This is a genomic window from Bacillus sp. SJZ110 (assembly GCF_006715455.1).
GTDB lineage: Bacteria > Bacillota > Bacilli > Bacillales > Bacillaceae > Bacillus > Bacillus subtilis.
In genome coordinates, this window is sequence record NZ_VFNF01000004.1 from 271130 (window position 1) to 296413 (window position 25284).

Sequence of the window (25284 nt, forward strand, 5' to 3'; positions counted from 1 at the left end):
AGGTCCTCATTATGGGACCTTGTTTTTTTATGTCTTCTTTTTACATATCTCGGTTTGAGTGAGACAGACTAAGGGATAGTAAAGGGGAGTCAGTAATGAGCAAACTAAAAAAAGTGATAGGCGATGTAGACGTAAACAAAGGGTTACTCTTTCTGCTGACCATTGGCGGGCTTTACTCGCTGGGAATTGCACTGTCCAATACATTTGTTAATGTGTATCTTTGGAAGCAGTCAGGGAAATTTATTGATTTGGCGATATATAATTTATCCATTGTGACAATGCAGCCGATAACCTTTTATTTGGCTGGACGGTTAGCCAAAAAAATAGACAGGGTATTCATTTTAAGGTTCGGCGTCATTTTTTTAGCTGCCTTTTATTTAAGTGTGCTTTTAGCCGGAGAAACGGCGGCCAGCCGTCTCGTGCTAATCGGCGCGGTGCTCGGAGTTGGCTATGGCTTTTATTGGCTAGCGTTTAACGTACTGACCTTTGAAATAACAGAGCCGGATACACGAGACTTTTTCAACGGGTTTATGGGCATTCTGTCTTCCTCTGCAGGAATGATCGGCCCGATTGTAGCCGGATTCGTGATCTCAAGGCTTGAAAATAATACGGGTTATACAGTGATTTTCAGTCTCTCCCTCAGTTTATTTGCCCTGGCTGTCGTGATGAGCTTTTTCTTAAAACGGAGAGAATCAAAGGGCCGTTTTATGCTGAGCAAAGTATTTGGAGAGCGCCATAGCAATATGAATTGGCGGAGAATCACGAATGCGCATTTTTTTCAGGGTTTGAGAGAAGGGATTTTTGTCTTTTTAATCAGTGTGTTTGTATTTATTGAGACAAACAGCGAACTTGCTCTCGGTACATTCGGTCTTGTCAATTCAGCTGTTTCCTTCTTTGCCTACTACTTTGCATCCAGGCTGATTAAGAAAAAGGCGAGAAAAAAATCGATTTTGCTGGGCGGACTTATTTTGTATGGCGCGCTGTTTTTGATTCTGTTTCATATGAGCTTTTCGACATTATTAACGTACGGCGTTTTTATTGCCATCGGCTATCCTCTGTTGCTTGTGCCATATGTATCACTTACATATGATGTGATAGGGCGGGCGAGGCATGCCAGAAAAGCAAGAATTGAATATATCGTGCTTAGAGAAATGTTCTTGAACGCCGGCAGAATTGTTTCCATTTTGTGCTTTCTCCTGATTGTGGCCCTTCTGAAAGAGGATGTGGGAATTCCTTTGTCACTTGCGATATTGGGTATAGGACATCCTTTGATTTATTACTTTGTCAAGGATATCCGTTTTAAGGAGAAAGAAGGGGAAAATGAAACCATGGAAGAAGATGGCCAAAAACGGGTAACAGAACCGACCCTGTTAAAAGGCGAGAGATAATTTTTTTGCCAAAAAGGGGTTATCTGTAGAAAAAAGTCGAAAAAACCTTTAAAATGAAAACTGGCACTCTTACTTGAGTGTCTTTTCTTTCTGTAAATAGAAAAGGTGATGTTATGAGGAGAAATAAACCAAAAAAGCAAAATCATAAAGAGAAAAAGAAGTCGCTTCCGATCCGGCTGAATATTTTATTTTTAGCTGCCTTTGTTATATTTACCTGGATTATTGTGGAACTGGGCATCAAGCAGATCGTGCAAGGCGATGATTACAAAAACCAAGCGAATAAGCAGGAACAAAGTGAAGTCAGCTCAGCGGTACCGCGCGGGAAAATTTATGATCGAAACTTTAATGCCATTGTGACAAATAAAGCTTTAAATGCAATCACATACACGAGATCTAAATCGACCACGCAAGAACAGCGCTTAAAGATCGCAAAAAAGCTGTCTGACATGATCAAAGTCGATACAAAAAAAGTAACAGAACGGGATAAAAAAGATTATTGGATTTTGACTAGACCGAAAGAAGCGAAAAAGCTCATTAGCTCTAAAGAAAGACAGCAGGTTGAAGACAAAAAAATATCCGATGACGATTTATACCAGCTTCAGCTAAAACGGATTACTGATAAGCAGCTGAATGAATTGACGGATAAAGATATGCAGATCCTCGCTATCAAAAGACAGATGGATTCGGGCTATGCATTGACCCCTCAATATATCAAAAACGAAGATGTATCAGCGAAGGAAATGGCAGTGGTAAGTGAACATTTAGACGAACTGCCAGGTGTTGATGTCACGTCCGATTGGGAACGTGAATATCCGTATAAAAACCTTCTTCGCTCAGTGCTCGGAAGTGTGTCCAGCTCTAATGAAGGATTGCCGTCCAACTTGCTCGACCATTATCTGTCGCTTGGCTACAGCCGAAATGACAGGGTCGGAAAAAGTTATCTGGAATACCAATACGAAAGCCTTCTGCAGGGCCAAAAAGCCAAAGTCGAAAATATCACAGATTCAAACGGCAATGTCACGGGAACAAAAACGGTATCTGAAGGCAAAGCCGGTAAAGATCTCGTCCTTACGATTGACATTGATTTGCAAAAAGAAGTGGAAAAAATCATTGAGAAGAACCTCAAATCTGCTAAAGCAAGACCAAGCACGCAATTGTTAGACCGGGCATTCGTTGTCATGATGGACCCAAGAAACGGTGAAGTGCTTTCAATGGCGGGCAAGCAGATTAAACAAGAAAATGGGAAATATAAAATTGATGATTACGCTTTAGGTACAATGACGTCATCTTACGCCATGGGTTCAGCAGTCAAAGGCGCAACAGTCTTGACAGGCCTTCAAACCGGAGCTATCAATCTGAATACTGTTTTTCAAGATGAACCTTTATATATTGGTCAGGATAAACGCGGTAAAAAGTCATGGACTAATTTAGGACCGGTCAATATTCAAAGAGCCTTAGAGCAGTCTTCTAACGTATTTATGTTTAAAACAGCGATCGCGCTCGGAAAAGGTGAATATAAACCGCACCAAGCTTTACCGATTGATACGACGGCCTTTGATACGTTCCGTAATTATTTCAGCCAATTTGGATTAGGTGTCAAAACTGGAATTGATCTTCCGAATGAAATGACAGGCTATAAAGGAACAGACAGATTGACGGGATTCTTGCTTGACTATGCAATCGGCCAATACGACACATATACACCGCTGGAACTGGCGCAATACGTATCAACGATTGCAAACGGCGGGTATCGCTTAAAACCTCAGCTTGTGAAAGAAGTCAGGGATCCTAATCCTGAAAAAGGAATCGGTGCTGTCGTACAATCCGTTCAGCCGGAAGTGCTGAATAAAATCGACATGAAGAGTGAATATATTAAAGAGGTTCAGGCCGGATTCAGACGGGTGATGACAAAAGGGACAGCTGCCAGCCAATTTGCTTCAGCGTCATATCAGCCTGCCGGTAAAACAGGAACAGCACAATCGTTCTATGATGGACCTGATAAATCAAAAACAGGAACATCGACTTATAATACGACACTTGTTGCCTATGCACCGGCTGATAATCCTGAGATTGCGATCTCTGTAGTAGTCCCTTGGGCTTATATTGATTACAGCGCTAAATATACCATTACAAACGAAATCGGCAGGGAAGTAATGGATAAATATTTTGAGCTGAAATCGAAGCAGGACAAAGAAGATACTCAGCAAAAGAATAAAGACAAAATTGAAGAAAATGCAGAAAACACAACGTCTTCTGATAACTAAAAAGAAACGCTCACATGATGTGGGCGTTTTTTTTTATACAAAAAAACGCACTGATTTACAAAACCTTAACATTCGGTTCAAACCCTTTTTACATAGAACCTTTACTCTATACGTGTAGGACAAATTACACATTATACGCAGGGGGAATTCAGGAAATGAAAAAAAACAAATTGGTGCTTATGCTTCTGATGGCTGCATTTATGATGATTGCAGCTGCATGCGGAAATGCAGGAGAAAGTAAAAAATCGAATAGCGATTCTGCAAAAGGAGAAGAAAAGGCATCAGGTTCTTTAACCATTTCTGGTTCATCGGCAATGCAGCCACTAGTACTTGCAGCCGCGGAAAAATTTATGGAAGAAAACCCTGATGCTGATATACAGGTACAAGCTGGCGGTTCTGGAACAGGGCTTTCTCAAGTCTCTGAAGGAGCTGTTCAGATCGGGAATTCAGACGTTTTTGCTGAAGAAAAAGAAGGCATCGATGCAAAAGCGCTTGTCGATCATCAAGTCGCTGTAGTTGGTATGGCAGCAGCTGTAAACCCTGATGCTGGTGTGAAGGATATTTCAAAAGATGAATTGAAAAAAATCTTCACTGGCAAAATTAAAAACTGGAAAGAGCTCGGCGGCAAAGACCAAAAGATTACACTTGTAAACCGTCCTGATTCTTCTGGCACACGTGCTACATTTGTGAAATATGCGCTTGACGGAGAAGAACCTGCAGAAGGCATTACTGAAGATTCCTCCAACACGGTGAAAAAAATTATTGCTGATACTCCTGGAGCGATTGGATATCTTGCATTCTCATATTTAACAGATGACAAAGTAACTGCTCTATCAATTGATGGTGTAAAACCTGAAGCGAAAAATGTCACAACTGGCGAGTATCCGATCTGGGCTTATCAGCATTCTTATACAAAAGGTGAAGCGACAGGTTTAGCTAAAGAATTTCTTGATTATCTAAAGAGTGAAGACATTCAAAAAAGCATTGTTACTGACCAAGGCTACATTCCAGTTACTGATATGAAAGTGACACGTGATGCCAACGGGAAGCAAAGCTGATCTTAATAAAAAGAGGAGTGCGGGGACAACCGTTTCTCCTCTTAACACATTCATAGGAGTGTAAAACAATGATAAACAATAGAGAAAATATGTCTGTGAGCGAGCGCTTAATCAGCTCTAGGCAAAATCGGCAATTGGATGAAGTTCGGGGAAGAATGATAGTCACAGCTTGTGCACTGATTATGATTGCGGCATCTGTTGCGATTACCATTTTCCTCGGCGTGAAGGGGCTGCAATCTTTTCTTGTAAATGGTGTAAGCCCAATTGAATTCTTAACGAGCTTAAATTGGAATCCTACAGATAGTGATCCGAAATACGGAGTGCTGCCATTTATTTTTGGCTCATTTGCAGTAACGATTCTTTCTGCTCTAATCGCTGCGCCGCTTGGCATTGCAGGTGCGATTTTTATGACAGAGATTGCCCCGAATTGGGGAAAGAAAGTGCTGCAGCCGGTGATTGAGCTTTTAGTCGGTATTCCATCTGTTGTTTATGGATTCATAGGTCTTACAGTATTGGTGCCGTTTATCGCCCAGTTCAAATCGAGCGGAACAGGGCACAGTTTATTGGCGGGAACGATTGTCCTTTCCGTCATGATTCTGCCGACGATCACATCGATTTCTGCTGATGCAATGGCTTCTCTTCCGAAGAGTTTACGAGAGGGTTCTTACGCGCTTGGTGCCACAAGATGGCAGACGATCAGAAAAGTACTTGTGCCTGCTGCTTTTCCAACATTGATGACAGCTGTTGTGTTAGGCATGGCTCGGGCGTTCGGTGAAGCTTTGGCTGTTCAGATGGTCATTGGAAATACAAGAGTATTGCCGGAAAGCCTGTTTGACACTGCGGGAACGCTGACAACGATCATCACGCTGAATATGGGCCACACCACATACGGAAGTGTTGAAAACAATACGCTGTGGTCAATGGGGCTTGTGCTTCTGGTGATGTCATTCTTGTTCATCCTGCTTATTCGCTACTTGTCATCTAGGAGGAAAGTGTAATGAACCGCAAAATAACAGATAAACTGGCGACCGGAATGTTTGGTTTGTGTGCAGCCATTATCGCTGCCATTTTAGTAGGTTTGTTTTCCTATATTATTATAAACGGTGTTTCTCAGCTCAGTTTTCAATTTATTACAACAAAGTCGAGCGCCATTGCAGCTGGAGGAGGCATACGAGATCAGCTGTTTAACTCCTTTTATATTTTGTTTATTACAATGCTGATTACAATCCCGCTCGGTGTGGGCGGCGGAGTCTTCATGGCTGAATACGCGCCTAATAACAAAGTAACTGACTTCATCAGAACATGTATAGAGGTGCTTTCATCTCTTCCGTCTATTGTCATTGGGATGTTTGGATTATTGATGTTTGTCAACTTAACAGGCTGGGGATATACGATCATAGGCGGGGCGCTTGCGTTAACTGTTTTTAACCTTCCTGTCATGGTGCGTGTGACAGAAGACGCGATCCGTTCAGTCCCTAAAGATCTGAAGGAAGCCTCTCTCGCTTTAGGTGTATCACGCTGGCATACCGTAAAAACGGTTTTAATTCCAAGTGCGATTCCTTCTATTATCACAGGAGCAATTTTAGCGTCAGGAAGGGTGTTCGGGGAAGCGGCCGCATTATTATTTACGGCAGGCCTGACAACACCGCGTCTTAATTTTACGGAGTGGAACCCGTTTTCGGAAACATCACCGCTTAATATTTTCAGGCCCGCTGAAACACTTGCGGTCCACATTTGGAACGTCAATACACAAGGAATGATTCCGGATGCTGAAGCGATTGCCAACGGTGGTTCTGCCGTGCTGGTGATTTCTGTTCTTGTGTTTAATCTCGCGGCGAGATGGCTTGGCACGATGATCTACAAAAAGCTTACGGCAAATTAGAACGGAAAGAGGCGAAAAACATGTCTGAACAAATGGTAAAAGAAAAACCTGAGCGTGCTGTTATTGTTCCGAAGCAGAACCACGTGCTTGAGGTCAAAGATCTGTCTATTTTTTACGGAAATAAACAAGCCGTTCATCATGTAAACATGGATATTGAAAAAAATGCGGTGACTGCTTTAATTGGGCCGTCGGGATGCGGAAAATCCACTTTTTTGAGAAATATTAACCGAATGAACGATTTAATTCCATCTGCAAGAGCGGAAGGTGAAATCCTTTATGAAGGATTAAATATATTGGGCGGCAATATTAACGTTGTCAGCTTGAGAAGAGAAATCGGAATGGTTTTTCAAAAACCAAATCCATTTCCGAAATCGATCTATGCGAATATCACACATGCATTGAAATATGCCGGAGAGCGGAATAAAGCTGTTTTAGATGAAATTGTGGAAGAAAGTTTAACAAAAGCGGCCCTCTGGGATGAGGTGAAGGATCGTTTACATTCATCCGCACTCTCGTTATCCGGCGGCCAGCAGCAGCGTTTATGCATCGCGAGAACGCTTGCGATGAAACCGGCTGTTCTTCTGCTTGATGAACCAGCTTCAGCGCTTGATCCGATTTCAAATGCAAAAATAGAGGAATTAATTACAGGATTGAAAAGAGAATACTCAATTATTATTGTCACGCACAATATGCAGCAGGCTCTGCGGGTTTCTGACCGGACGGCATTCTTTTTAAACGGCGAGCTTGTAGAATACGGACAGACCGAACAGATTTTCACGAGTCCGAAAAAGCAAAAGACAGAGGATTATATTAACGGGAAATTCGGATAGGAGGGCGGCAATGAGTATTGCTACCGAAGCTGTAATGAAACAGGAAGTATATCAAGTCAATGGAATGAACTTATGGTATGGGCAGCATCATGCTTTAAAAAATATCAATTTGAGCATTTATGAAAATGAGGTTACGGCGATTATCGGACCATCCGGATGCGGGAAATCGACCTTTATCAAGACATTGAATTTAATGATTCAAATGACGCCGAATGTAAAGCTTGCAGGTGAGCTGAACTATAATGGCAGCAACATTTTAAAGGATAAAGTGGACATCGTGGATTTGCGAAAAAATATCGGCATGGTATTCCAAAAAGGGAATCCGTTTCCGCAATCTATTTTTGATAATGTGGCTTACGGACCGAGAGTCCACGGCACCAAAAATAAGAAGAAGCTTCAGGAAATTGTGGAAAAGTCATTAAAAGACGTGGCGTTATGGGATGAGGTGAAGGATCGATTGCATACGTCCGCTCTTTCGCTGTCAGGGGGCCAGCAGCAGCGTCTTTGCATCGCCAGAGCACTTGCGACCAATCCTGATATTTTGCTGATGGATGAACCGACATCTGCACTAGATCCAATCTCAACGAGAAAAATTGAAGAACTCATTCTAGAGCTGAAAAATAAATATACAATTGTCATTGTCACGCATAACATGCAGCAGGCAGCAAGGGTTTCTGATCAAACCGCCTTTTTCTACATGGGCGAGCTTGTTGAATGCGACAATACGAATAAAATGTTCTCTAACCCGAAGGACCAAAGAACGCTCGATTACATTTCAGGAAAGTTTGGATGAAAAAAACAGGCTGAGTCAGCCTGTTTTTTTATCGTGTTAACGTTTTTACGATTTTTTTGAAACTCATGTCTGATTTTACTTTAAACTCGCCGGCACGAATTTCTTTGTGGTAGCCGGCATCAATGACGTAGTCATTAAAGTCTTGAGCCGAGGAGATAATGCCCTCTTTTTCAAGAATAGCAGATACATCCGCCGTGCTCATGCCGTCTTTAATTTTGAGCTTGTACGTTTTGACTTTGTCTGTTTTCGTGTCTGAGCTGCCGTCATCGGTCAACGATTTCTCTTTTGAATCAAGAAGTTTTTGATATTCATCACGGTTCACAGAAACCATTTTTTTAGAATCAAGGTAATTGTTCACGTCTTGTTCAGTTACTGTTTTATTATCTTTTACAGCAGCGGCCTGGTCTTCGTCAGTCAGATAAAAAACAGCTGCAAGAACGGCTGTCGCTAAAATGATGCCGCCAGCAAATGCCTGAATGCCCCGTTTTGTCATACGAGCACCTTCTCATTATCTTTGATAATCGTATTCACGTCTTCCACTGATACATGCTCAGCTTTAGCAATCGCTTCAGCTGACATACCGTTATTATATTTAGAAAGTATTTGTTTAGCGATTTTTTGATTGATGTCGTTCTGCTTTGATTTGCGAATGACAAGGTTTGTTTCCAGTAATTCTTCCTCAAGCACTGTCATTTTCTTTTTGAGCTTGTAAATTTCCTGCATCGCAGAAAGCTGCAGTGTTTCGAGCTCCTGTTCTACATCTTTCATCGGGTCTCTTTGAGAATATGAGAATGCAATTAGCGCTATACTGACGATAAACAACGCAATAATAGCAATTTCCACGTTTCATCACCTTCTATTCTTTTTTTATCCTTCTTTTTTATACCATAAAACCAATAGTTTCTAAAGGAATTCGCGAAAAAAACGAGATTTTGTCGAGAAATCTTTCTTTGCTTCTTCTTTATGTAATGGTTTAATAGGAACACGAAGTGAACGATTGGAAAGGAGAATGTTAGGAGTCCATGGATAAACACCCATTTCCCTATAATATACGACATAAGCTTTCCTTTTTTAGGGACACATTCGACATAATCATTCAAAACGCCCACACCTTGACCGTAAGCTGGGAAATCTCAGAAGAAACAATGCGGCTGGCTGAAGCGGTCCTTTTCGAAAAAACGCAGGATATGATAAAAGAATTGCGCATTGTCATCAAAAGAAAAGACATTGAAGCTGTCAGGACAAAACGCACAACGTATGATAAAGGCGAATGGACGATTAGACAGGCGGCTGGTGATGCTGTATATCGGGCTGAATACAGAATTGTGAATTCAATGAATGTCTCTCTCAAGCTTGCCGGTACAGACGACATCTATCTTGATGAAAATGGGATTCGTCATATAAACAGTTTTCAGATTGAAGAAGCGCACACCAGTTGGGAGGCGCAATTTTCTGCATACACCTGTTATGGGAGAGGGGAAAAAGAACGGTGAACATTCTCATGCTTTCACCCGAACATCCCGATGAGCCGAAAAGCGGGCTCGGTGACCATTTAAACCGCCTCATTTCCTATTTAAAGCCTCATATCAACATTACGGTTTATACTCCGAGCGGGCAGTTGTTTTCGTATGCGAAGTTTGAAGATTACATAGCTGATGCTAACTTTACAATGGTTCGCCATGTGTTATCACACAATGAACGCTTTGATCTGATTCATGCTCATGATGACACAACAGCCCCTGCCGCCCAGTATTTGAAACAACGGCTTGGCCTTCCGCTTACTGCGACAATCCACGGTCTTGAAAGAGAAAGGAAGAAGGTGTGCCGAGAAGCCCCACACCCATACAGGCTCAAGACCGAACGGCTCCTTATAGAATCCGCTGATGCATTGATCGTATTAAGCACATTTATGAAGCGGTCTCTTAATAAGGCAGCACATAAAAAAATAACCGTTATCCCAAGCCCTGCATCTATGGAGGAAGAGAAGGGGAAAATCCAAAGAAGCATAAATAGAAGATTCCTCTTTTCATATGGAAGGTTCGTTCCGGAAAAAGGATTTTCGCAGCTGTTAAAGGTATTTGCCATCTTGAAGCAGCGTCAGCCTGACCTCTATCTAGTGCTGGCTGGGGAGGGGCCGTCTCTGTCCTCCTATGAGAAATTGGCTGCGGCATATAACCTGAAGGATCGTGTCATGTTTCTGCCGTTTCTCAATAGGAAAGACATCAGAACGTTACTGTCTCACTGTGAAATGGCTGTTTTCCCTAGTTCTTATGAACCGTTTGGGCTTGCCGCGCAAGAAAGCATGGAACAAGGTGTGCTGACTGTCGTTTCTCAGTCGGGTGGTTTTTGTGATTATGCCGTTCATGACAAAACGGCAATCATCGCTAATTTTACGCTCGTACAGGAAGCGGCTGATCTGCTGGACAGTTTTTTAAAAGACCGGGGAAAAGCCCGCCGGATAAAAGAAGCTGGCAGACAACAAGTGTTCAAGCTCCACCACCCCCGACTCATTACGTCATCATATTTGCAGCTTTATGAGCGTATCTTCAATAATTCAGCAATTCATTGAAAAACAGCCTAGCATTCCGTCCATTATAGTGGTATTATATATAAGTCTGAATAAGTAAATGATTTTAGTTTGGAGGGAAAATAATGCGCGTTAATATTACTTTGGCTTGCACTGAATGTGGTGAGCGTAACTATATTTCTAAAAAGAACAAACGCAACAATCCAGACCGCGTTGAATTTAAAAAATATTGCCCACGTGATAAAAAATCTACGTTACACCGTGAAACAAAATAACAGCTTTGCTGTTTGAGGTGTAAGAAAAAAGCCAGAGCTTTGAAAAAGGTTCTGGCTTTTTTTCTATTCCGAGGGGGATGAGAGATGAAATCACAATTAAGAAAAAAGACGCTGGAGGCACTGTCTGCTTTATCAAATGAAGATATTCTTCAAAAAACGGAACGTATGTATAAGTACTTGTTTTCTCTGCCGGAGTGGCAAAATGCCGGCACCATTGCCGTCACTATTTCCAGAGGATTAGAGATACCGACGCGTCCTGTCATTGAGCAGGCTTGGGAAGAAGGGAAACAAGTTTGCATCCCAAAATGCCATCCGGACACGAAGAAAATGCAATTTCGCACATATCAGACTGATGATCAGCTCGAAACCGTTTACGCCGGACTGCTCGAGCCGGTAATTGAAAAAACAAAAGTAGTAAACCCATCACAAATTGACTTGATGATCGTTCCAGGTGTTTGTTTTGATGTTAACGGGTTTAGGGTCGGCTTTGGAGGCGGCTATTATGATCGCTATTTAAGTGAATATGAAGGGAAGACAGTCTCATTGCTTTTGGAGTGCCAGTTGTATGCGCACGTACCCAGTCTGCCACATGACATCCCGGTACAAAAGCTGATAACAGAGGATCGGATTATTTCTTGTTTTTCATAACTTTCCTGTCCCTTATTCGAGAATAAATAAGGTAGAATAACAAACCCTATTGGCAGGAGGGATATCATGAAAAAACTTTTGATTTATGCCATTTTCGCGGTTTCTGCCGTCATGTTTTATCAAAATCGCTACCGTCTTATGAATACTGTACTCAGCCAGCCAGGAATCAGGCGGTCTTTTATCCATTTGTTTTTAAGAATTCCATTTATCCGCAATAAGTTTATACAGCAAGCTTTCTAAAATCCCGTGAAAAACGGGATTTTTTGCTTTCAGTAGGCGTTTCGGAGCGCCAGCTGTTATAATGAAAAAAAACTATTGGAGCGGTAAACATGTTTTTGCTGGAGTATACATATTGGAAAATTGCGGCGCACCTGGTGAATAGCGGGTATGGCGTCATACAAGCCGGTGAGTCAGATGAGATATGGCTGGAAGCTCCGGACAAGTCCTCTCATGATCTAGTTCGTCTTTATAAGCACGATCTTGATTTCCGTCAAGAAATGGTTAGAGACATCGAAGAGCAGGCCGAACGAGTAGAACGAGTCAGACATCAATTGGGCAGACGAAGGATGAAGCTGCTGAATGTGTTTTTTTCAACGGAAGCCCCTGTTGATGACTGGGAAGAGATTGCAAAAAAAACGTTTGAGAAGGGAACTGTGTCAGTTGAGCCGGCGATCGTTAGAGGAACGATGCTTCGAGATGATCTTCAAGCGGTTTTTCCATCATTTCGTACAGAAAATTGTAGAGAGGAACACGCTTCGTTTGAAGACGTGCAAATGGCGCGAGAACGCTTCCTTTCGCTAGTGCTGAAACAAGAAGAACAGAGAAAAACTGAAGCGGCGGTTTTTCAAAATGGAAAACCGATTTTTACATATTTATTTATTGCGCTTCAGATCCTAATGTTTTTCTTGCTCGAAATAAACGGGGGCAGCACAAATACGGAGACGCTGGTCGCTTTTGGAGCAAAAGAAAACAGCCTGATTGCACAAGGAGAATGGTGGCGGCTTCTGACACCGATCGTGCTTCACATCGGCATAGCGCATTTAGCTTTTAATACGCTGGCTTTATGGTCGGTTGGTACAGCGGTTGAGCGGATGTATGGATCGGGGAGATTTTTGCTGATTTATCTGGCTGCTGGCATTACGGGTTCGATTGCGAGTTTTGTGTTCAGCCCGTATCCTTCGGCAGGGGCATCAGGAGCCATATTCGGATGCTTAGGTGCATTACTGTATGTTGCTTTATCTAATCGAAAAATGTTTTTAAGAACCATAGGAACCAATATTATTGTCATTATTATCATCAATCTGGGCTTTGGTTTTGCAGTTTCAAATATTGATAATTCAGGACATATCGGCGGCTTGATTGGCGGCTTTTTCGCTGCAGCGGCATTGGGGTTGCCCAAAGCCAGAGCCTTTGGAAAAAGAGTGTTGTCAGCGGTTTTGCTGATTGCTTTGGCTGCCGGTTTTTTATATTACGGATTGCATTCGCCTTCACCTTCACACCAGGAGTCAGCGCTGATTCAGCAGGCAAGCGAGCTGTATCAGGAAGGAAAGTATGAAGAAGTAACAGAATTGCTGAACGGAGAAGCAGAGCAAAAAGATGCCTCTGCCGATCTTTTGAAAATTCTTGCTGTATCTGATATTCAAATCGGCGAATATGATCAGGCGGTTTCCCTTTTGGAACGAGCAGTGAAAAAAGAACCTAAAGACCATGCTCCCTATTACAATTTAGCCTTATTGTATGCGGAAAAAAATGAGCTTGCACAAGCAGAAAAGGCCATCAGGCTGGCTTTAAAATTGGAGCCGAAGGAGCAGCGCTACAAGGAGCTACAGCAACAAATTGAAAACAATAAAGAATCATAAAGGTGGAATATGGAAAGGAGGCTGGCTTTTTTGTCAGCGTTTTCTTCTTGACTGACCGCTTCCTTATGAATACGCTTATGATAGTTAAGTTCAAGAAATGGTGAGGAAAATGAATACATTTTATGATGTGCAACAGCTGTTAAAAACGTTTGGCCACATTGTTTATTTTGGAGACAGAGAGCTTGAAATTGAGTTTATGCTGGATGAATTAAAGGAATTATACATGAACCACATGATTGAAAAGGAGCAGTGGGCCAGAGCGGCAGCTGTCCTTCGAAAAGAATTGGAACAAACAAAAAACGGAAGAGATTTCTATAAAGGCTAAGGTGATAAAAATGGACGAGATATGGTTTGCGGGCATTGACCTGGGAGGAACGACGATTAAACTCGCTTTTATTAATCAATATGGTGAAATTCAGCATAAGTGGGAAGTTCCGACTGATAAAACTGGCGACACGATTACTGTCACAATTGCAAAAACAATCGACAGCAAGCTGGATGAGCTGCAAAAACCGAAGCACATCATCAAATACATCGGAATGGGTGCACCAGGCCCTGTAGATATTTCGTCAGGAGTTGTTTATGAAACAGTAAATCTAGGGTGGAAAAATTATGCTTTGAAAAACCATCTGGAGACAGAAACCGGCATCCCAGCTGTTATAGAAAATGACGCGAATATTGCTGCGCTCGGGGAAATGTGGAAGGGAGCGGGTGATGGCGCAAAAGACGTCATTCTCGTGACGCTTGGCACAGGAGTTGGCGGAGGCATCATTGCAAATGGTGAAATTGTACATGGCATAAATGGCGCCGGCGGAGAAATCGGCCATATTTGCAGCATCCCTGAAGGCGGAGCGCCCTGCAACTGCGGCAAAACGGGCTGTATCGAAACAATTGCGTCAGCAACCGGAATTGTAAGAATTGCAAAAGAAAAAATAGCAAATGCTAAAAAGACGACACGTTTACAAGCAACCGAACAATTGTCAGCGCGGGATGTGTTTGAAGCGGCGGGTGAAAATGATGAAATTGCCCTTGAGGTGGTTGATTATGTAGCCAAGCACCTTGGTTTGGTGCTCGGAAATTTGGCAAGCTCGCTTAATCCATCCAAAATCGTTCTTGGCGGCGGCGTATCGAGAGCCGGAGAACTGCTGAGATCAAAAGTTGAGAAAACATTCCGCAAATGCGCGTTTCCGCGGGCTGCCCAAGCTGCTGATATTTCAATCGCAGCACTTGGAAATGATGCCGGCGTTATCGGAGGCGCTTGGATCGCTAAAAATGAATGGCTGAAACATCAAAATTGTTAAAATTGTGTAAATCAAATTGATTTTTTGTTGTGCTCAGGTTAAGATTTAATTTGATGTGTTAATGAGAATGTTGGGAATAGACTGATTTTTTGAGCGTGCTGCATAGGAGGTTGAAATGCGAAAAACGTTTTTTTCGAAGATTTCATTTATGCTGATTGCCATTTTATTGATGTGGCTGAAAACGTATGCTGTTTACAAAACCAGTTTTCATATTAAAATCGACAATCTAACACAGGAATTTATTCTGTTTATCAACCCATTGAGTTTTTTGTTGCTTATTTTTGGCCTCAGCCTGTTTTTAAAAGGCAAAAACAGAAATCGCTATATTATCGCGATGAGCTGTCTTGTCACGTTTGTATTGCTGGCAAATATGGTTTTTTACCGTTTTTACAATGATTTCTTAACAATCCCTGTTCTTTTTCAAACGAGCAATATGGGTGATCTCGGAAGCAGCATCGGAACACTTCTTGAGCCGACAGACCTCCTATTAGCTGTAGATATTGTGGTTTTAATATGGCTTCACATCCGGCAAAAAGCTTTTCAATCGGACATTCCCTCAACGAAAAATGAACGGGCGGCTTATTTTTTGTTCGTTGCTTCTGTTTATTTCTTCAACCTGGGCTTGTCTGAGGCGGAAAGACCTCAGCTATTGACACGCTCATTTGACAGAGAAATGCTTGTTAAAAACATTAGCCTGTTTAATTTTCATATTTACGATGGCGTTCTTCAGTCAAAGCAATCCGCACAGAGAGCGTTGGCAGACAGCAACAGCCTGACGGAGATTGAAAACTATGTAACCGCTAATGCGAAGGATGCCAACAAACGCTTATTCGGCGCTGCAAAAGGAAGGAACGTCATTCTCGTATCCTTAGAGTCGACGCAAAGCTTCGTGATTAATGAAAAATTGAATGGAGAAGAAATCACGCCTTTTCTGAATGACTTTATAAAACAGAGCTACAACTTTAATAATGTTTACCACCAAACAGGCCAGGGGAAAACCTCGGATTCTGAATTTATCGTGGACAATTCACTGTATCCGCTTGGACGAGGTGCCGTGTTTTTTACGAATGCGGGCAATCAATATATGGCCGCTCCTGAAATTTTGAAAAACAGCGGATACTATTCAGCGGTGCTCCACGCTAATAATAAGAGCTTTTGGAATCGTGATTTAATGTACGACTCATTTGGATATGATTCGTTTTTTGATATTAACTCGTATGATGTAACTGACGAAAATTCAGTCGGCTGGGGACTGAAGGATAAAGAATTTTTTGAGCAGTCTTCAGAGCTGATGAAAAATCTGCCTCAGCCGTTTTACTCGAGGCTGATTACACTGACGAACCACTTCCCGTTTGATCTTGATGAAGAGGATCAATTGATTGATGAATATGATTCAAGCAGCCAGACGCTAAATAAATATTTTCCGACAGTGCGTTATCAGGATGAGGCGCTAAAACGGTTTATCGAAAAGCTGAAGGAAGACGGATTATACGACAACTCTGTTATTGTATTATATGGTGACCATTATGGTATATCAGAAAACCATAATGAAGCGATGGGGCAGTTTTTAGGAAAAGAAATAACCCCATTTGAAGAGGTACAGCTCCAAAAAGTGCCGCTGGTCATTCATATTCCGGGTATTACTGATAAAAAGCCGCAAACCATTGAAACAGTAGGCGGGCAGATTGATATCAGGCCGACGCTAATGAATCTTTTAGGGATTGATACGAAAGATCAAATTCAATTCGGCAACGATCTGCTTTCAGACGAAAAACTGGACTTTACGGTGCTCCGGGACGGGAGCTTTATCACAGATCAGGTTGTTTATACAGACGGTGCGTGTTATGACAAAGAGACGGGAAAACCGTTAGAAGAGACAAAACAATGTGAAGCATTTGCTGATAAAGCAAAACAGGAGCTATCACTTTCTGATGAAATCATTTATGGGGATTTGTTGCGATTTTATGATCAGAAAAGGCTGGACAATTCGTCAAAACGGAAAGAAAAACAAATGCTTGATCAGGCATCGTAATCACAATGTCTCCCGCATCAAAGTGAGCGGGAGGCTTTCTTTTTTTAAATACGCTGTCATATAGTAACATAAAAGGGGGATGATGATGGCGTTTATTACGGTGAAACCTGAGATCAAGAACAATTTGGCCAGAGTGGCGAAAGAACTGAAGATAGACGAGGAATTGCTTAAAAGTGCAAATCGCTCCGCGCAAAAACATCAATTGTATTGCCCTGGTCATGTGATAGAGGAGCATAGCGGCAAAGAAGTTCAAACCATTCAGGACATAAAGCGCTTTTTACAGCCTCGGCAGCTGAAACTTTCTGATAGCTGGATTGAGCAAGAGAAAATCTATGATGATTCAGCTGTTGAAAAGGAAATAAAGAAGATTATTGATGTTTTTCCGTTTGTCTCATGCCGGGAAATTGGCCGTTCTGTACTCGGCAGGCCTATCTGGGAGCTGAAGGCTGGTGGGGAGCATGCCGTAAAAAAGGTCCATATGAACGCGTCATTTCATGCGAATGAGTGGATTACAACGTCTGTCCTGCTAAAATGGTTGAAGGAATACTGTATGTCATTATGCTGCAATTCGCCTTTCTTTGGCTTTTCTCCCATGAAGCTGTTTAACAGCACATCCTTATCCCTCGTTCCTCTTGTCAATCCGGATGGCGTTGATCTTGTTTTAAACGGATCAGAAGTCATGGGAGCCAGAAGAGATGAGCTCGAAAGGCTAAATGAACATCGTCCGAATTTTAATGAATGGAAGGCGAATATAAACGGAGTTGATTTAAATAAACAATTTCCATCATTATGGGAAATTGAAAAATACCGAAAACCGACAGCACCCAGCTACCGCGATTTTCCGGGAATCTCTCCGCTTACGGAGCCGGAATCTATTGCGATGTACCGGCTGATCACGGAGAATCCGCCTGACAGACTGCTGGCTCTTCATACTCAAGGAGAAGAAATTTATTGGGGCTATAAAGGCCTTGAGCCTGAGGAATCTGCTGCCGTCATAAAGGATTTTGAGGAGTTAAGCGGGAACATTTATAAGGGAGTAAGGGATATAGACAGCTATGCTGGATTTCGTGATTGGTTTATTCACCATTATTTTAAGGAAGGGTATACGGTGGAACTTGGAAAAGGCCAAAATCCTTTGCCGTTTCAGCAGTTTTCACACATATATAACGCCACAAACGGCATCTTGTGGAGGGCGTTATTTTTTCATGAGTAACTGAAACTTTTTCTTTTTTCTGCTGAAGCAAATATGAGAGAATAAAGATGATCGGAGGGGAATGCTGATGAGATCAGTTTGTTTTATTCTGCTGGCGGTATTGCTGTTTAGTTTATCGGCATGCGAACCATCTCATCAGCAGCAAAAACAGGCATCGGCGGCAAAAGATGAGAAAAAAGACATCATACCGCTTTCCGCGGAAAAAGCGGATGGGGCGGAAGGCTGGCTGAATAACAGCACAATATTATATACTGCGTCTAATCCGACGAAAACAGAGCTTTTTGCGTACCGCATCTTTACAGGCAAAGCGAAAAAGCTCTATCAAACGGATGGTCAAATCGTTGATGTTCAAATCAATGCGAGGGAGCAGATGATTCTGCTGCAAATCACACATAGCCAAAAGACGGCAGTGGTTTTGCTTAATGCAGAAGGAGAGACGCTTTACGAAAAAGATTACGAAACGTATGAGCTTGAGGCTGCTTGGAATCAGTATGATCCTTATCAAATGATGGTGACGGAATTCAATGAAAACTGGGATTTCCATACATATCAGGTGAATGCTAAAAAAGACGAATCTTTCTTAAGCCCAGTACAGGTTCCGTTCATTCATTGGACATCCAAAAATACATTTGATTATGTAAAAGAGGGAAGAGACGATAAAACAGGGCCTTTATATACGTTCGATACAGCTTCTAAGACGGAACAGAAGCTTGAGGATGACGTTCTATTCTTCGATTCTTTCCATCAAATGAGTTTTACTGTCAAATCAGCTTCCGGAGGAAAAGGGACGTATCAGTTTAAAACGCCGCAATCAACATCACCTGTTACAGCGAAATGGCCGCTCCAAGCGAAATATACAAATTTGGCTCCAATGGAGTATGACTATGATGAAGCAGGAGGCCTGTTTTATACATTCAAGCAAAGCGGCGATGCATATAAGCTCGCAGCAATCAATGTAGCATCGGGAGAGACAAAAGATCTTGTGTCTCTGCGGGAAATGGAGCCGATTCAAATATCTCCGAACGGGAAATATGCGTTATACGGCTTTCATTTTGAGCAAATTATTTTATTGAAATCACATGAAACGAAGCAACTCATCATTGATCAAAAGGAGATGGAATAACGATGGCTATCGCAGATGTAACCATTATCCCAATCGGTACGGAAACACCCAGTGTCAGTGCTTACGTAGCCGATGTGCAAAAGATATTAGAAGGATATCAAGCAGGAGGGAAAATCAAATATCAGCTGACACCGATGAATACGCTGATCGAGGGAGAACTCAGTGACCTTTTTGCAGTCATTCAGGCAATTCACGAAGCGCCATTTCAAAAAGGATTGCACAGAGTGGCAACGAATATCCGTATCGATGACAGGCGTGACAAAAAAACGACGCTTGAGAGCAAAATAGAAAGTGTCAATAAACATTTACAGCCATAAAAATAAACCTGTATCCGATCGGATACAGGTTTTAATGTGCGGTTGGATACCCGCTGTTTATTACGGTCATCACGGTAAACCATCCAAAGACAAATAAGGTGGCACCGGCTAATAAAAACCCGAGTATATTTTTATTTCTAACAGAACGCAAGACTCCCCATAAAGCGAAAAGAGCGACAAGGCCGAAAATCACGACAAGTAACATAACACAGCCCCCTTTACATTGAAAAACCTGCAATTCTTTCCAGTTTTATTCTACCTGTTTTTTATAGGTTTGTCGATAGCGTTTTCATTGCGATTGTTTGAATCTTTTTTAAAAAACCCTCATAATAAGAGCATAAAAAAGAAAGAGGTGATAATAGTGAAATGGAGACGAATGCCAGTAGGGCCGATTCAAGCGAACGCATATTTTCTCATCAGTGATGATCAATGCCTGATTTTTGATCCGGGCGGCGAGGGACATAAAATCAATCAATACATAAAAGAAAAAGGGCTGACGCCTTTAGCCATTTTGCTTACACATGCCCATTTTGACCATATTGGGGCGCTTGATGAAGTGAGAGAAAAATGGGATATCCCTGTTTACCTGCATCAAAATGAAAAAAATTGGCTTACGGATGCTTCTTTAAACGGCTCCGGCATGCTGCGAGGGATAGAAGTCACAGCTAAGCCTGCAGATCATCTAATTGAAGGCGACGGTGAGTTGAATATCGGGCCGTTTCATTTGGAAACATTATTTACGCCGGGACATTCACCAGGCAGTGTGTCTTACTACGTGAAAGATGCAGACTTGGTTATCTCCGGAGATGTCTTGTTCCAAGGCGGTATAGGACGTACGGATTTAATAGGCGGCGATCAAGAGACGCTGCTGACGTCCATTCATGAAAAACTGCTTACGCTTCCGGAACACACGCTGGTGTTAAGCGGCCATGGACCTGAAACAGACGTACTGACTGAGCAGGATCAAAATCCGTTTTTAAATGGGTTTTCATTGTAAAAAAAGAGACAAACCGATAAGGTTTGTCTCTTTTTGCATTTAATGGCCTCCGCCGCCGGGCACCATAATAAAAATTGAGTAATATGTAAAGCCGGCGAAGAAAATTGTTAAATAAGCGCCAAAAATATAAATATACATGCGTTCGGTTAAGTTCAAATACGATAGAAACACAAATAAGATCGTCTGTCCAAAAAATAAAAGGGAAGCATCTTTCATATCACCTAAATAAAACATGACTGCAAAAATTCCCGTCCAAAATCCTAACACCCGGAACATGCGATTCATTTTTATCCCCTCCCGAGAGTCCCTCTGACTGTTATTATAATAGATCACACCTAGAAATGTAAACATTTTCATTATTAATATACAAATGGAATTTGTCCCTTTGATTGTGTTTTCTATTGTATGAATGTTTTTTAAAAAATAATCCGAAAAAAGTTCTGTAAATGGTTTAAATGAAAAATGATCCGGGTAGTTATTCTACAAAGAGATGGTTAACTGAGGAGGAAAAAACGAATGGAACAACAATTAACTTTTTACTCATATCCAAGCTGCACGTCATGCCGAAAAACAAAACATTGGCTTAAAGCACATCAAATTGAATTTAACGAACGGCATTTATTCAGAGAAACCCCGACAAGAGAAGAATTAAAGTACATTTTATCGTTAACGACAGAAGGAATTGATGAAATTTTGGCGACAAGAAGCCAGACTTTCAAAAATTTAAATTTAAACATTGAAGAAATGACGGTAAATGAGGTGCTGGAACTTTTAATCGAGAAGCCGAAGCTTTTGCGACGCCCGATTCTAGTAGACAACAAAAAGCTGGTGATTGGTTATAACCCGGGAGAACTGTTGAAGTTATCGAAGAAGAAAACGGTTCATCAATCTGCATGATGAAAAACCGAAGATCCGCTGATTTATTCGAATCAGCTTATCTTCGGTTTTTCACCTGTTCAGAAACTGGGCTAGCTGGATTCGAACCAACGATCACGGAGTCAAAGTCCATTGCCTTACCGCTTGGCTATAGCCCATTGAATCTAAACATAGTATGTGTAAAGGCAGACGCGTTATACATATATAGCGTACATTTTTCAAAAACAGGAGGGAGCTCATTAAGATGATAGCTCTTGATCAGCACTTAACAGAGCACAAAGAAGATATCACGCAACAATGGCTGGAAGTTTGTACGTCAAAAGGCAGCTGGCTGTATTCAGCGAAAGATCAGCAAAAACTAGAACAAAAGTTAAAAGACCAGCATGAATTATTGGTGACCATCGTAGCAAAATCCCTTAGAAAAGAAGACGTAGAGGATGAGCTCAACCGGTGGTCTCTTCAATGCGCCAGAGACCGTGCCGTTCATGAAGTGACGGTTACACAAAGTGTCGGCCAGTTTAACACCTTCAGGCACATCATGTTTGAATGGATTCAGAAATTCAGCGAAGCTTCTTCTCAAGACATCAGCATTCAGGAATATTATGAGTGGAGCCGGATCTTGAATCAAAACATTGATGAGATCATCGAAGTATTTACGGAAGAATATCACCAGGTGACCATGATACAATTAAACGCGCAAAAAGAAATGATTAATGAATTGAGTGCGCCGATTATGCCGATTACTGATGGAATTGGGATTCTTCCGCTTGTCGGTGAAATTGATACGCACAGAGCGAGGACGATTTTGGAGTCTGTGCTGGAGCAGTGCTCAGCGTTAAAGCTCTCGTATTTATTTTTAGATATTTCGGGCGTTCCTATCGTTGATACCATGGTAGCCTATCAAATTTTTAAAGTGATTGACAGCACCAAATTGCTCGGCATTGAGACGATTATTTCAGGAATCAGGCCGGAAATTGCCCAAACTGTCGTGAAGCTGGGTCTGGATTTTTCGAATGTGAAAACCGAGCAAAGTCTTGCTAAAGCCCTGGCCAATAAAGGGTTTAAAATAAAAGAGTGTTGATGCCTTTGCCATGTTTATCTTGAAAGATAGCAGCTGAACAGCCTTTCACGGGCTATTCAGCTTTTTTAACTTCTATAAATAAAATGTGATGGCTGTTGATGTCTTTTACCTTAAAAGAGTAGCCATCATATTCTATGGCACTTTCAGGCTCAGCGTCTATGTTTTGTGTCAAAAACCAGCCGCCCAAGGTGTCTACTTCAGCCTCTGATAAATCGGTTCCAAGCAGGCTGTTAACATCGCTGATTAATAATTTTGCATTTAACAAGTAATGATCCTTTCCAAGTTCGCGGATATGAGGCACTTCATCCGCATCAAATTCATCACGGATTTCTCCTACAATTTCCTCGATAATATCCTCGACAGTGACCAAACCGGACGTCCCGCCATATTCATCTATGAGGATCGCCATATGAGTGCGTTCCTTTTGCATTTTCAGCAGTAGTTTATAAATAGGAATCGTCTCAATGACATGGATAACGGGCTGTACGAAAGGTTCAATTTGATGCTTCTTGATTGAAAAATCTTTCGTCAGCATGGAAAACAGCACTTCTTTCATATTAATCACGCCAATAACGTTATCTTTATCCTCTCTTACAACTGGGTACCGTGTATATTTTGTTTGCTTGACTGTTTCCTGAAGATTTGAAATGGAGTCTTCATCTAGTGACAAACTGACCATTTCATTTCGCGGCACCATAATTTCCTTTGCCATTCGTTTATCAAAGGTAAAGATATTATTCATGTACTTTAATTCACTTTTTCTGATCTCGCCGCTTTTATAGCTTTCAGCCAATAGGACCCGAAGTTCTTCCTCTGTATATGCCAGCTCGTGCTCTGATGCCGGCTTCAGCCCAAACACTCCTGTAATCAATCGGGCAGAGTGGTTCAACAGCCAAATGAATGGAAACATGATCTTATAAAACCAAATAAGCGGTTTAGCGAACAACAAGGTAATGCTTTCTGCTTTTTGAATGGCGAAACTCTTTGGCGCCAGCTCCCCGATAACGACATTTAAATACGTAACCGCTAAAAATGCGATGACGAGTGACAGCAGGTGGGTAAGCGATTCATTTAAGCCTGCTTTATGAAAAAGCGGTCGAAGCAGAGTTTGCACAGTCGGTTCCCCAAGCCATCCCAGTCCTAAGGCTGCGACTGTGATGCCCAGCTGACAGGCTGATAAATATTCATCAAGGTGAGTGATGACATGCTTTGCCGCTTTAGCACCTTTCTTTCCTTTTGCGACAAGCTGATCAATTTTGGACCGCCGCACTTTTACGATTGAAAATTCTACGGCAACAAAAAATCCTGTTAACAAAATAAGAATAGCGACTGCTAGTAAATTGACAAATTCCAAAACAACTGCCTTCTCCAAGGAAGGCATGCACCTCCCTTTTCCGATGTCTTTCTACATTCCATACCACCTGAAAATGCTCATAAAACATGTGTTGAAGCGGCAGACTGGTTTAGTGACGCGGTTATTGGGCAATTAAAGAATAAAGAACAAAAGTTTGGAGGAGCTTGACATGAAGGCACATACGGGAAAGGATTGGTTTTGGTACCAAATGGGGCCTCAAGAAAGAAGTAAGGCAAGGGATCTAATCCATTTTTCTCACTGGCCTCAGTGTGAAAAGTGGTTTGAAAATAACCATCACGTTAATTTTTTGCGAGTAGATACAACTGAAACGGAAAATGAAGCGGTATTTGGGTCGATTGTTTATGATCAGGGGCTTGGTGAAGAAAAAGACCATACTGTTTTTCACTTTTATATCACCAGACAATATTTTTTTACAATCAACTTTGACTTTTCAATTTTGAGAGAGATTAAAGGAAAAGAAGTTGTTCGGCAAATGGAAAGAGCGGACAATGCGATAGAGGGGTTTTTAATTCTTCTCGGCGAACTAATGAATGCGTATTTAATCGGTGTTGATGAATTTGAAGTAAAGCTGAGAAAGCTCAGATGGCAAATTAAAGATGACAATAGCAAAAGCATTTTAAACCGCGTCCATCTCCTGCGCCATGAACTGATGATTTGGAAAAATTTGATATTAAGCGCTAAAAAAATTGAAATGGCGTTGAAAGAAACCTTTTTACCTCAAAATGAAGGGAAAAAGGATTATCAGCGGACACAACTGAAGATTGACAGGGGATTTACATACATCAGCGAATTTGAAGGGGAGCTTAACAATCTGCTGCATTCAGAGGAAGTCATTACCTCACATAGGGGGAATGAAATTGTAAAAGCGCTGACCATTTTCACGACGCTTTTTACGCCGATTACAGCTCTGGGGGCCTTATGGGGGATGAACTTTTCAGTGATGCCGGAACTGAATTGGAAATACGGATATCTCTTTTCTCTCTTATTGATTGTCACATCTACAGTTCTGATCTATCTCTATTTGAGGAAAAAAGGCTGGACGGGAGATATGCTGCAGGAGCGGAAGAAGAAAAAGAAACCTCGAAAAAGGCGGACTCTATAGGATGTTTCATATTTTGTGCAGCGTGCCCCGCTTTTTCACCAGACATATCAGGGTGACCGGATACGATGTCAAGGCGCTTATGACAGAGCATCAAATCCGCAGTTTATCGATTCTTGAAAATGACCAAATGACCGGTATTGTTGCATTAGGCGACTTTTCCGTTGAGAAAGATACTGGTCAAAAAGCGAAAACAGCATAATGAAAATGGAATCAAGCAGGCATGGTGACCATGTCTGCTTTTTTATTATTGGGAAAATTATAATGAAAGGGGCACATTCAGTTGAAAGTTTTTTTCTTGCCAGAAAGAATTGGTTTTTCAGCATATAACATCTCACAAAATCAC

The 25284-nt window shown here is 41.7% G+C and carries 29 protein-coding genes and 1 tRNA gene; 24 read left to right on the plus strand and 6 right to left on the minus strand.

The features are described from left to right. Positions 1-95: 95 nt before the first annotated feature. From FB592_RS13875 to pstB (FB592_RS13905), 7 genes are all read left to right on the plus strand, one after another. On the plus strand, positions 96-1388 hold the full coding sequence (locus tag FB592_RS13875) for an MFS transporter (RefSeq protein WP_003230095.1): 1293 nt from the start codon (positions 96-98) through the stop codon (positions 1386-1388). 113 nt (positions 1389-1501) lie between these two features. Continuing rightward, entirely contained in the window at positions 1502-3652 is a 2151-nt protein-coding gene (gene pbpA, locus FB592_RS13880) for a penicillin-binding protein 2A (RefSeq protein ID WP_014477354.1), read from the plus strand. 155 nt (positions 3653-3807) lie between these two features. Continuing rightward, complete coding sequence (locus FB592_RS13885) at positions 3808-4710, plus strand: phosphate ABC transporter substrate-binding protein (protein WP_077671441.1); 903 nt, start codon at positions 3808-3810, stop codon at positions 4708-4710. A 68-nt stretch (positions 4711-4778) separates the two neighbouring features. Then, a complete protein-coding gene (gene pstC / locus FB592_RS13890; RefSeq protein WP_014477352.1) occupies positions 4779-5708 on the plus strand; it encodes a phosphate ABC transporter permease subunit PstC in 930 nt (309 codons plus the stop codon). Next, positions 5708-6592 (plus strand): phosphate ABC transporter permease PstA, encoded by an 885-nt coding sequence (gene pstA, locus FB592_RS13895; RefSeq protein WP_003230103.1) that lies wholly within the window; start codon positions 5708-5710, stop codon positions 6590-6592. Before pstC ends, pstA begins: the two co-directional genes overlap by 1 nt. 20 nt (positions 6593-6612) lie before the next feature. Further along, on the plus strand, positions 6613-7422 hold the full coding sequence (gene pstB / locus FB592_RS13900; RefSeq protein ID WP_015384102.1) for a phosphate ABC transporter ATP-binding protein PstB: 810 nt from the start codon (positions 6613-6615) through the stop codon (positions 7420-7422). A 10-nt stretch (positions 7423-7432) separates the two neighbouring features. Beyond that, positions 7433-8215, plus strand: a complete 783-nt coding sequence (pstB, locus tag FB592_RS13905; protein ID WP_014480273.1) for a phosphate ABC transporter ATP-binding protein PstB — start codon at positions 7433-7435, stop codon at positions 8213-8215. Between the two features lie 28 nt (positions 8216-8243). On the opposite strand, the gene FB592_RS13910 is transcribed toward pstB (FB592_RS13905), so the two are convergent. After that, on the minus strand, positions 8244-8708 hold the full coding sequence (locus FB592_RS13910; protein WP_038829722.1) for an endolytic transglycosylase MltG: 465 nt from the start codon (positions 8706-8708) through the stop codon (positions 8244-8246). After that, positions 8705-9058, minus strand: a complete 354-nt coding sequence (locus tag FB592_RS13915) for a hypothetical protein (protein WP_003245993.1) — start codon at positions 9056-9058, stop codon at positions 8705-8707. Before FB592_RS13915 ends, FB592_RS13910 begins: the two co-directional genes overlap by 4 nt. A 179-nt stretch (positions 9059-9237) precedes the next feature. On the opposite strand from FB592_RS13915, the gene FB592_RS13920 reads away from it, so the two are divergent. The 12 genes from FB592_RS13920 (at position 9238) to FB592_RS13975 (ending at position 19510) form a co-directional block, all read left to right on the plus strand. Continuing rightward, the gene (locus FB592_RS13920) at positions 9238-9708 is read left to right on the plus strand and encodes a hypothetical protein (protein WP_038829723.1); all 471 of its coding nucleotides are present in this window, start codon (positions 9238-9240) and stop codon (positions 9706-9708) included. Then, positions 9705-10784 carry a glycosyltransferase family 4 protein gene (locus FB592_RS13925; protein ID WP_141949670.1) on the plus strand — a complete coding sequence of 360 codons (1080 nt, stop codon included), beginning with the start codon at positions 9705-9707 and terminating at the stop codon, positions 10782-10784. Before FB592_RS13920 ends, FB592_RS13925 begins: the two co-directional genes overlap by 4 nt. An 83-nt stretch (positions 10785-10867) precedes the next feature. Beyond that, positions 10868-11017, plus strand: coding sequence for a 50S ribosomal protein L33 (rpmG, locus tag FB592_RS13930; protein WP_003153056.1), 150 nt, complete (start codon positions 10868-10870; stop codon positions 11015-11017). A gap of 84 nt (positions 11018-11101) precedes the next feature. After that, positions 11102-11665: a 5-formyltetrahydrofolate cyclo-ligase gene (locus tag FB592_RS13935; protein ID WP_038829725.1), complete on the plus strand. Its 564-nt coding sequence runs from the start codon at positions 11102-11104 to the stop codon at positions 11663-11665. A gap of 66 nt (positions 11666-11731) precedes the next feature. Further along, positions 11732-11905, plus strand: coding sequence for a hypothetical protein (locus FB592_RS13940; RefSeq protein ID WP_003230126.1), 174 nt, complete (start codon positions 11732-11734; stop codon positions 11903-11905). Positions 11906-11994: 89 nt separating this feature from the next. Then, complete coding sequence (gene yqgP / locus FB592_RS13945; protein WP_141949673.1) at positions 11995-13524, plus strand: rhomboid protease YqgP; 1530 nt, start codon at positions 11995-11997, stop codon at positions 13522-13524. 109 nt (positions 13525-13633) lie between these two features. Continuing rightward, positions 13634-13849 carry a YqgQ family protein gene (locus tag FB592_RS13950; protein WP_004399107.1) on the plus strand — a complete coding sequence of 72 codons (216 nt, stop codon included), beginning with the start codon at positions 13634-13636 and terminating at the stop codon, positions 13847-13849. 10 nt (positions 13850-13859) lie between these two features. Next, positions 13860-14825 (plus strand): glucose kinase GlcK, encoded by a 966-nt coding sequence (gene glcK, locus FB592_RS13955; protein ID WP_049141212.1) that lies wholly within the window; start codon positions 13860-13862, stop codon positions 14823-14825. Positions 14826-14940: 115 nt separating this feature from the next. Further along, a complete protein-coding gene (locus tag FB592_RS13960; protein WP_049141213.1) occupies positions 14941-16857 on the plus strand; it encodes an LTA synthase family protein in 1917 nt (638 codons plus the stop codon). A gap of 82 nt (positions 16858-16939) precedes the next feature. Further along, the gene (locus tag FB592_RS13965; RefSeq protein ID WP_133953352.1) at positions 16940-18070 is read left to right on the plus strand and encodes a M14 family metallopeptidase; all 1131 of its coding nucleotides are present in this window, start codon (positions 16940-16942) and stop codon (positions 18068-18070) included. 67 nt (positions 18071-18137) lie between these two features. Continuing rightward, positions 18138-19193, plus strand: a complete 1056-nt coding sequence (locus FB592_RS13970; RefSeq protein WP_021480029.1) for a YqgU-like beta propeller domain-containing protein — start codon at positions 18138-18140, stop codon at positions 19191-19193. A 2-nt stretch (positions 19194-19195) separates the two neighbouring features. Next, positions 19196-19510 carry an MTH1187 family thiamine-binding protein gene (locus tag FB592_RS13975; protein ID WP_141949675.1) on the plus strand — a complete coding sequence of 105 codons (315 nt, stop codon included), beginning with the start codon at positions 19196-19198 and terminating at the stop codon, positions 19508-19510. A 31-nt stretch (positions 19511-19541) separates the two neighbouring features. On the opposite strand, the gene FB592_RS13980 is transcribed toward FB592_RS13975, so the two are convergent. Further along, positions 19542-19715: a DUF2759 domain-containing protein gene (locus FB592_RS13980; protein ID WP_003230141.1), complete on the minus strand. Its 174-nt coding sequence runs from the start codon at positions 19713-19715 to the stop codon at positions 19542-19544. Positions 19716-19871: 156 nt separating this feature from the next. On the opposite strand from FB592_RS13980, the gene FB592_RS13985 reads away from it, so the two are divergent. After that, positions 19872-20507 carry an MBL fold metallo-hydrolase gene (locus FB592_RS13985; protein WP_014480263.1) on the plus strand — a complete coding sequence of 212 codons (636 nt, stop codon included), beginning with the start codon at positions 19872-19874 and terminating at the stop codon, positions 20505-20507. Between the two features lie 39 nt (positions 20508-20546). Here the strand turns inward: FB592_RS13985 and FB592_RS13990 are convergent, their stop codons facing one another. Beyond that, positions 20547-20792, minus strand: coding sequence for a DUF2626 domain-containing protein (locus FB592_RS13990; protein WP_003226300.1), 246 nt, complete (start codon positions 20790-20792; stop codon positions 20547-20549). Positions 20793-21023: 231 nt separating this feature from the next. Between FB592_RS13990 and mgsR the strand changes: the two genes are divergently transcribed. Next, positions 21024-21404: a transcriptional regulator MgsR gene (mgsR, locus tag FB592_RS13995; protein WP_003230147.1), complete on the plus strand. Its 381-nt coding sequence runs from the start codon at positions 21024-21026 to the stop codon at positions 21402-21404. Between the two features lie 66 nt (positions 21405-21470). Here mgsR and FB592_RS14000 read toward each other — a convergent pair. After that, positions 21471-21541: transfer RNA gene (locus tag FB592_RS14000), tRNA-Gln, on the minus strand. Positions 21542-21627: 86 nt separating this feature from the next. Between FB592_RS14000 and rsbRD the strand changes: the two genes are divergently transcribed. Next, positions 21628-22464 (plus strand): RsbT co-antagonist protein RsbRD, encoded by an 837-nt coding sequence (rsbRD, locus tag FB592_RS14005; protein ID WP_141949677.1) that lies wholly within the window; start codon positions 21628-21630, stop codon positions 22462-22464. Between the two features lie 52 nt (positions 22465-22516). Here the strand turns inward: rsbRD and FB592_RS14010 are convergent, their stop codons facing one another. Next, entirely contained in the window at positions 22517-23845 is a 1329-nt protein-coding gene (locus tag FB592_RS14010; protein WP_021480026.1) for a hemolysin family protein, read from the minus strand. Positions 23846-23987: 142 nt separating this feature from the next. Between FB592_RS14010 and corA the strand changes: the two genes are divergently transcribed. Next, the gene (gene corA, locus FB592_RS14015) at positions 23988-24941 is read left to right on the plus strand and encodes a magnesium transporter CorA (protein ID WP_004399136.1); all 954 of its coding nucleotides are present in this window, start codon (positions 23988-23990) and stop codon (positions 24939-24941) included. A gap of 1 nt (position 24942) precedes the next feature. Next, positions 24943-25140: a CBS domain-containing protein gene (locus FB592_RS14020; protein ID WP_103803301.1), complete on the plus strand. Its 198-nt coding sequence runs from the start codon at positions 24943-24945 to the stop codon at positions 25138-25140. Positions 25141-25284: the final 144 nt, after the last annotated feature.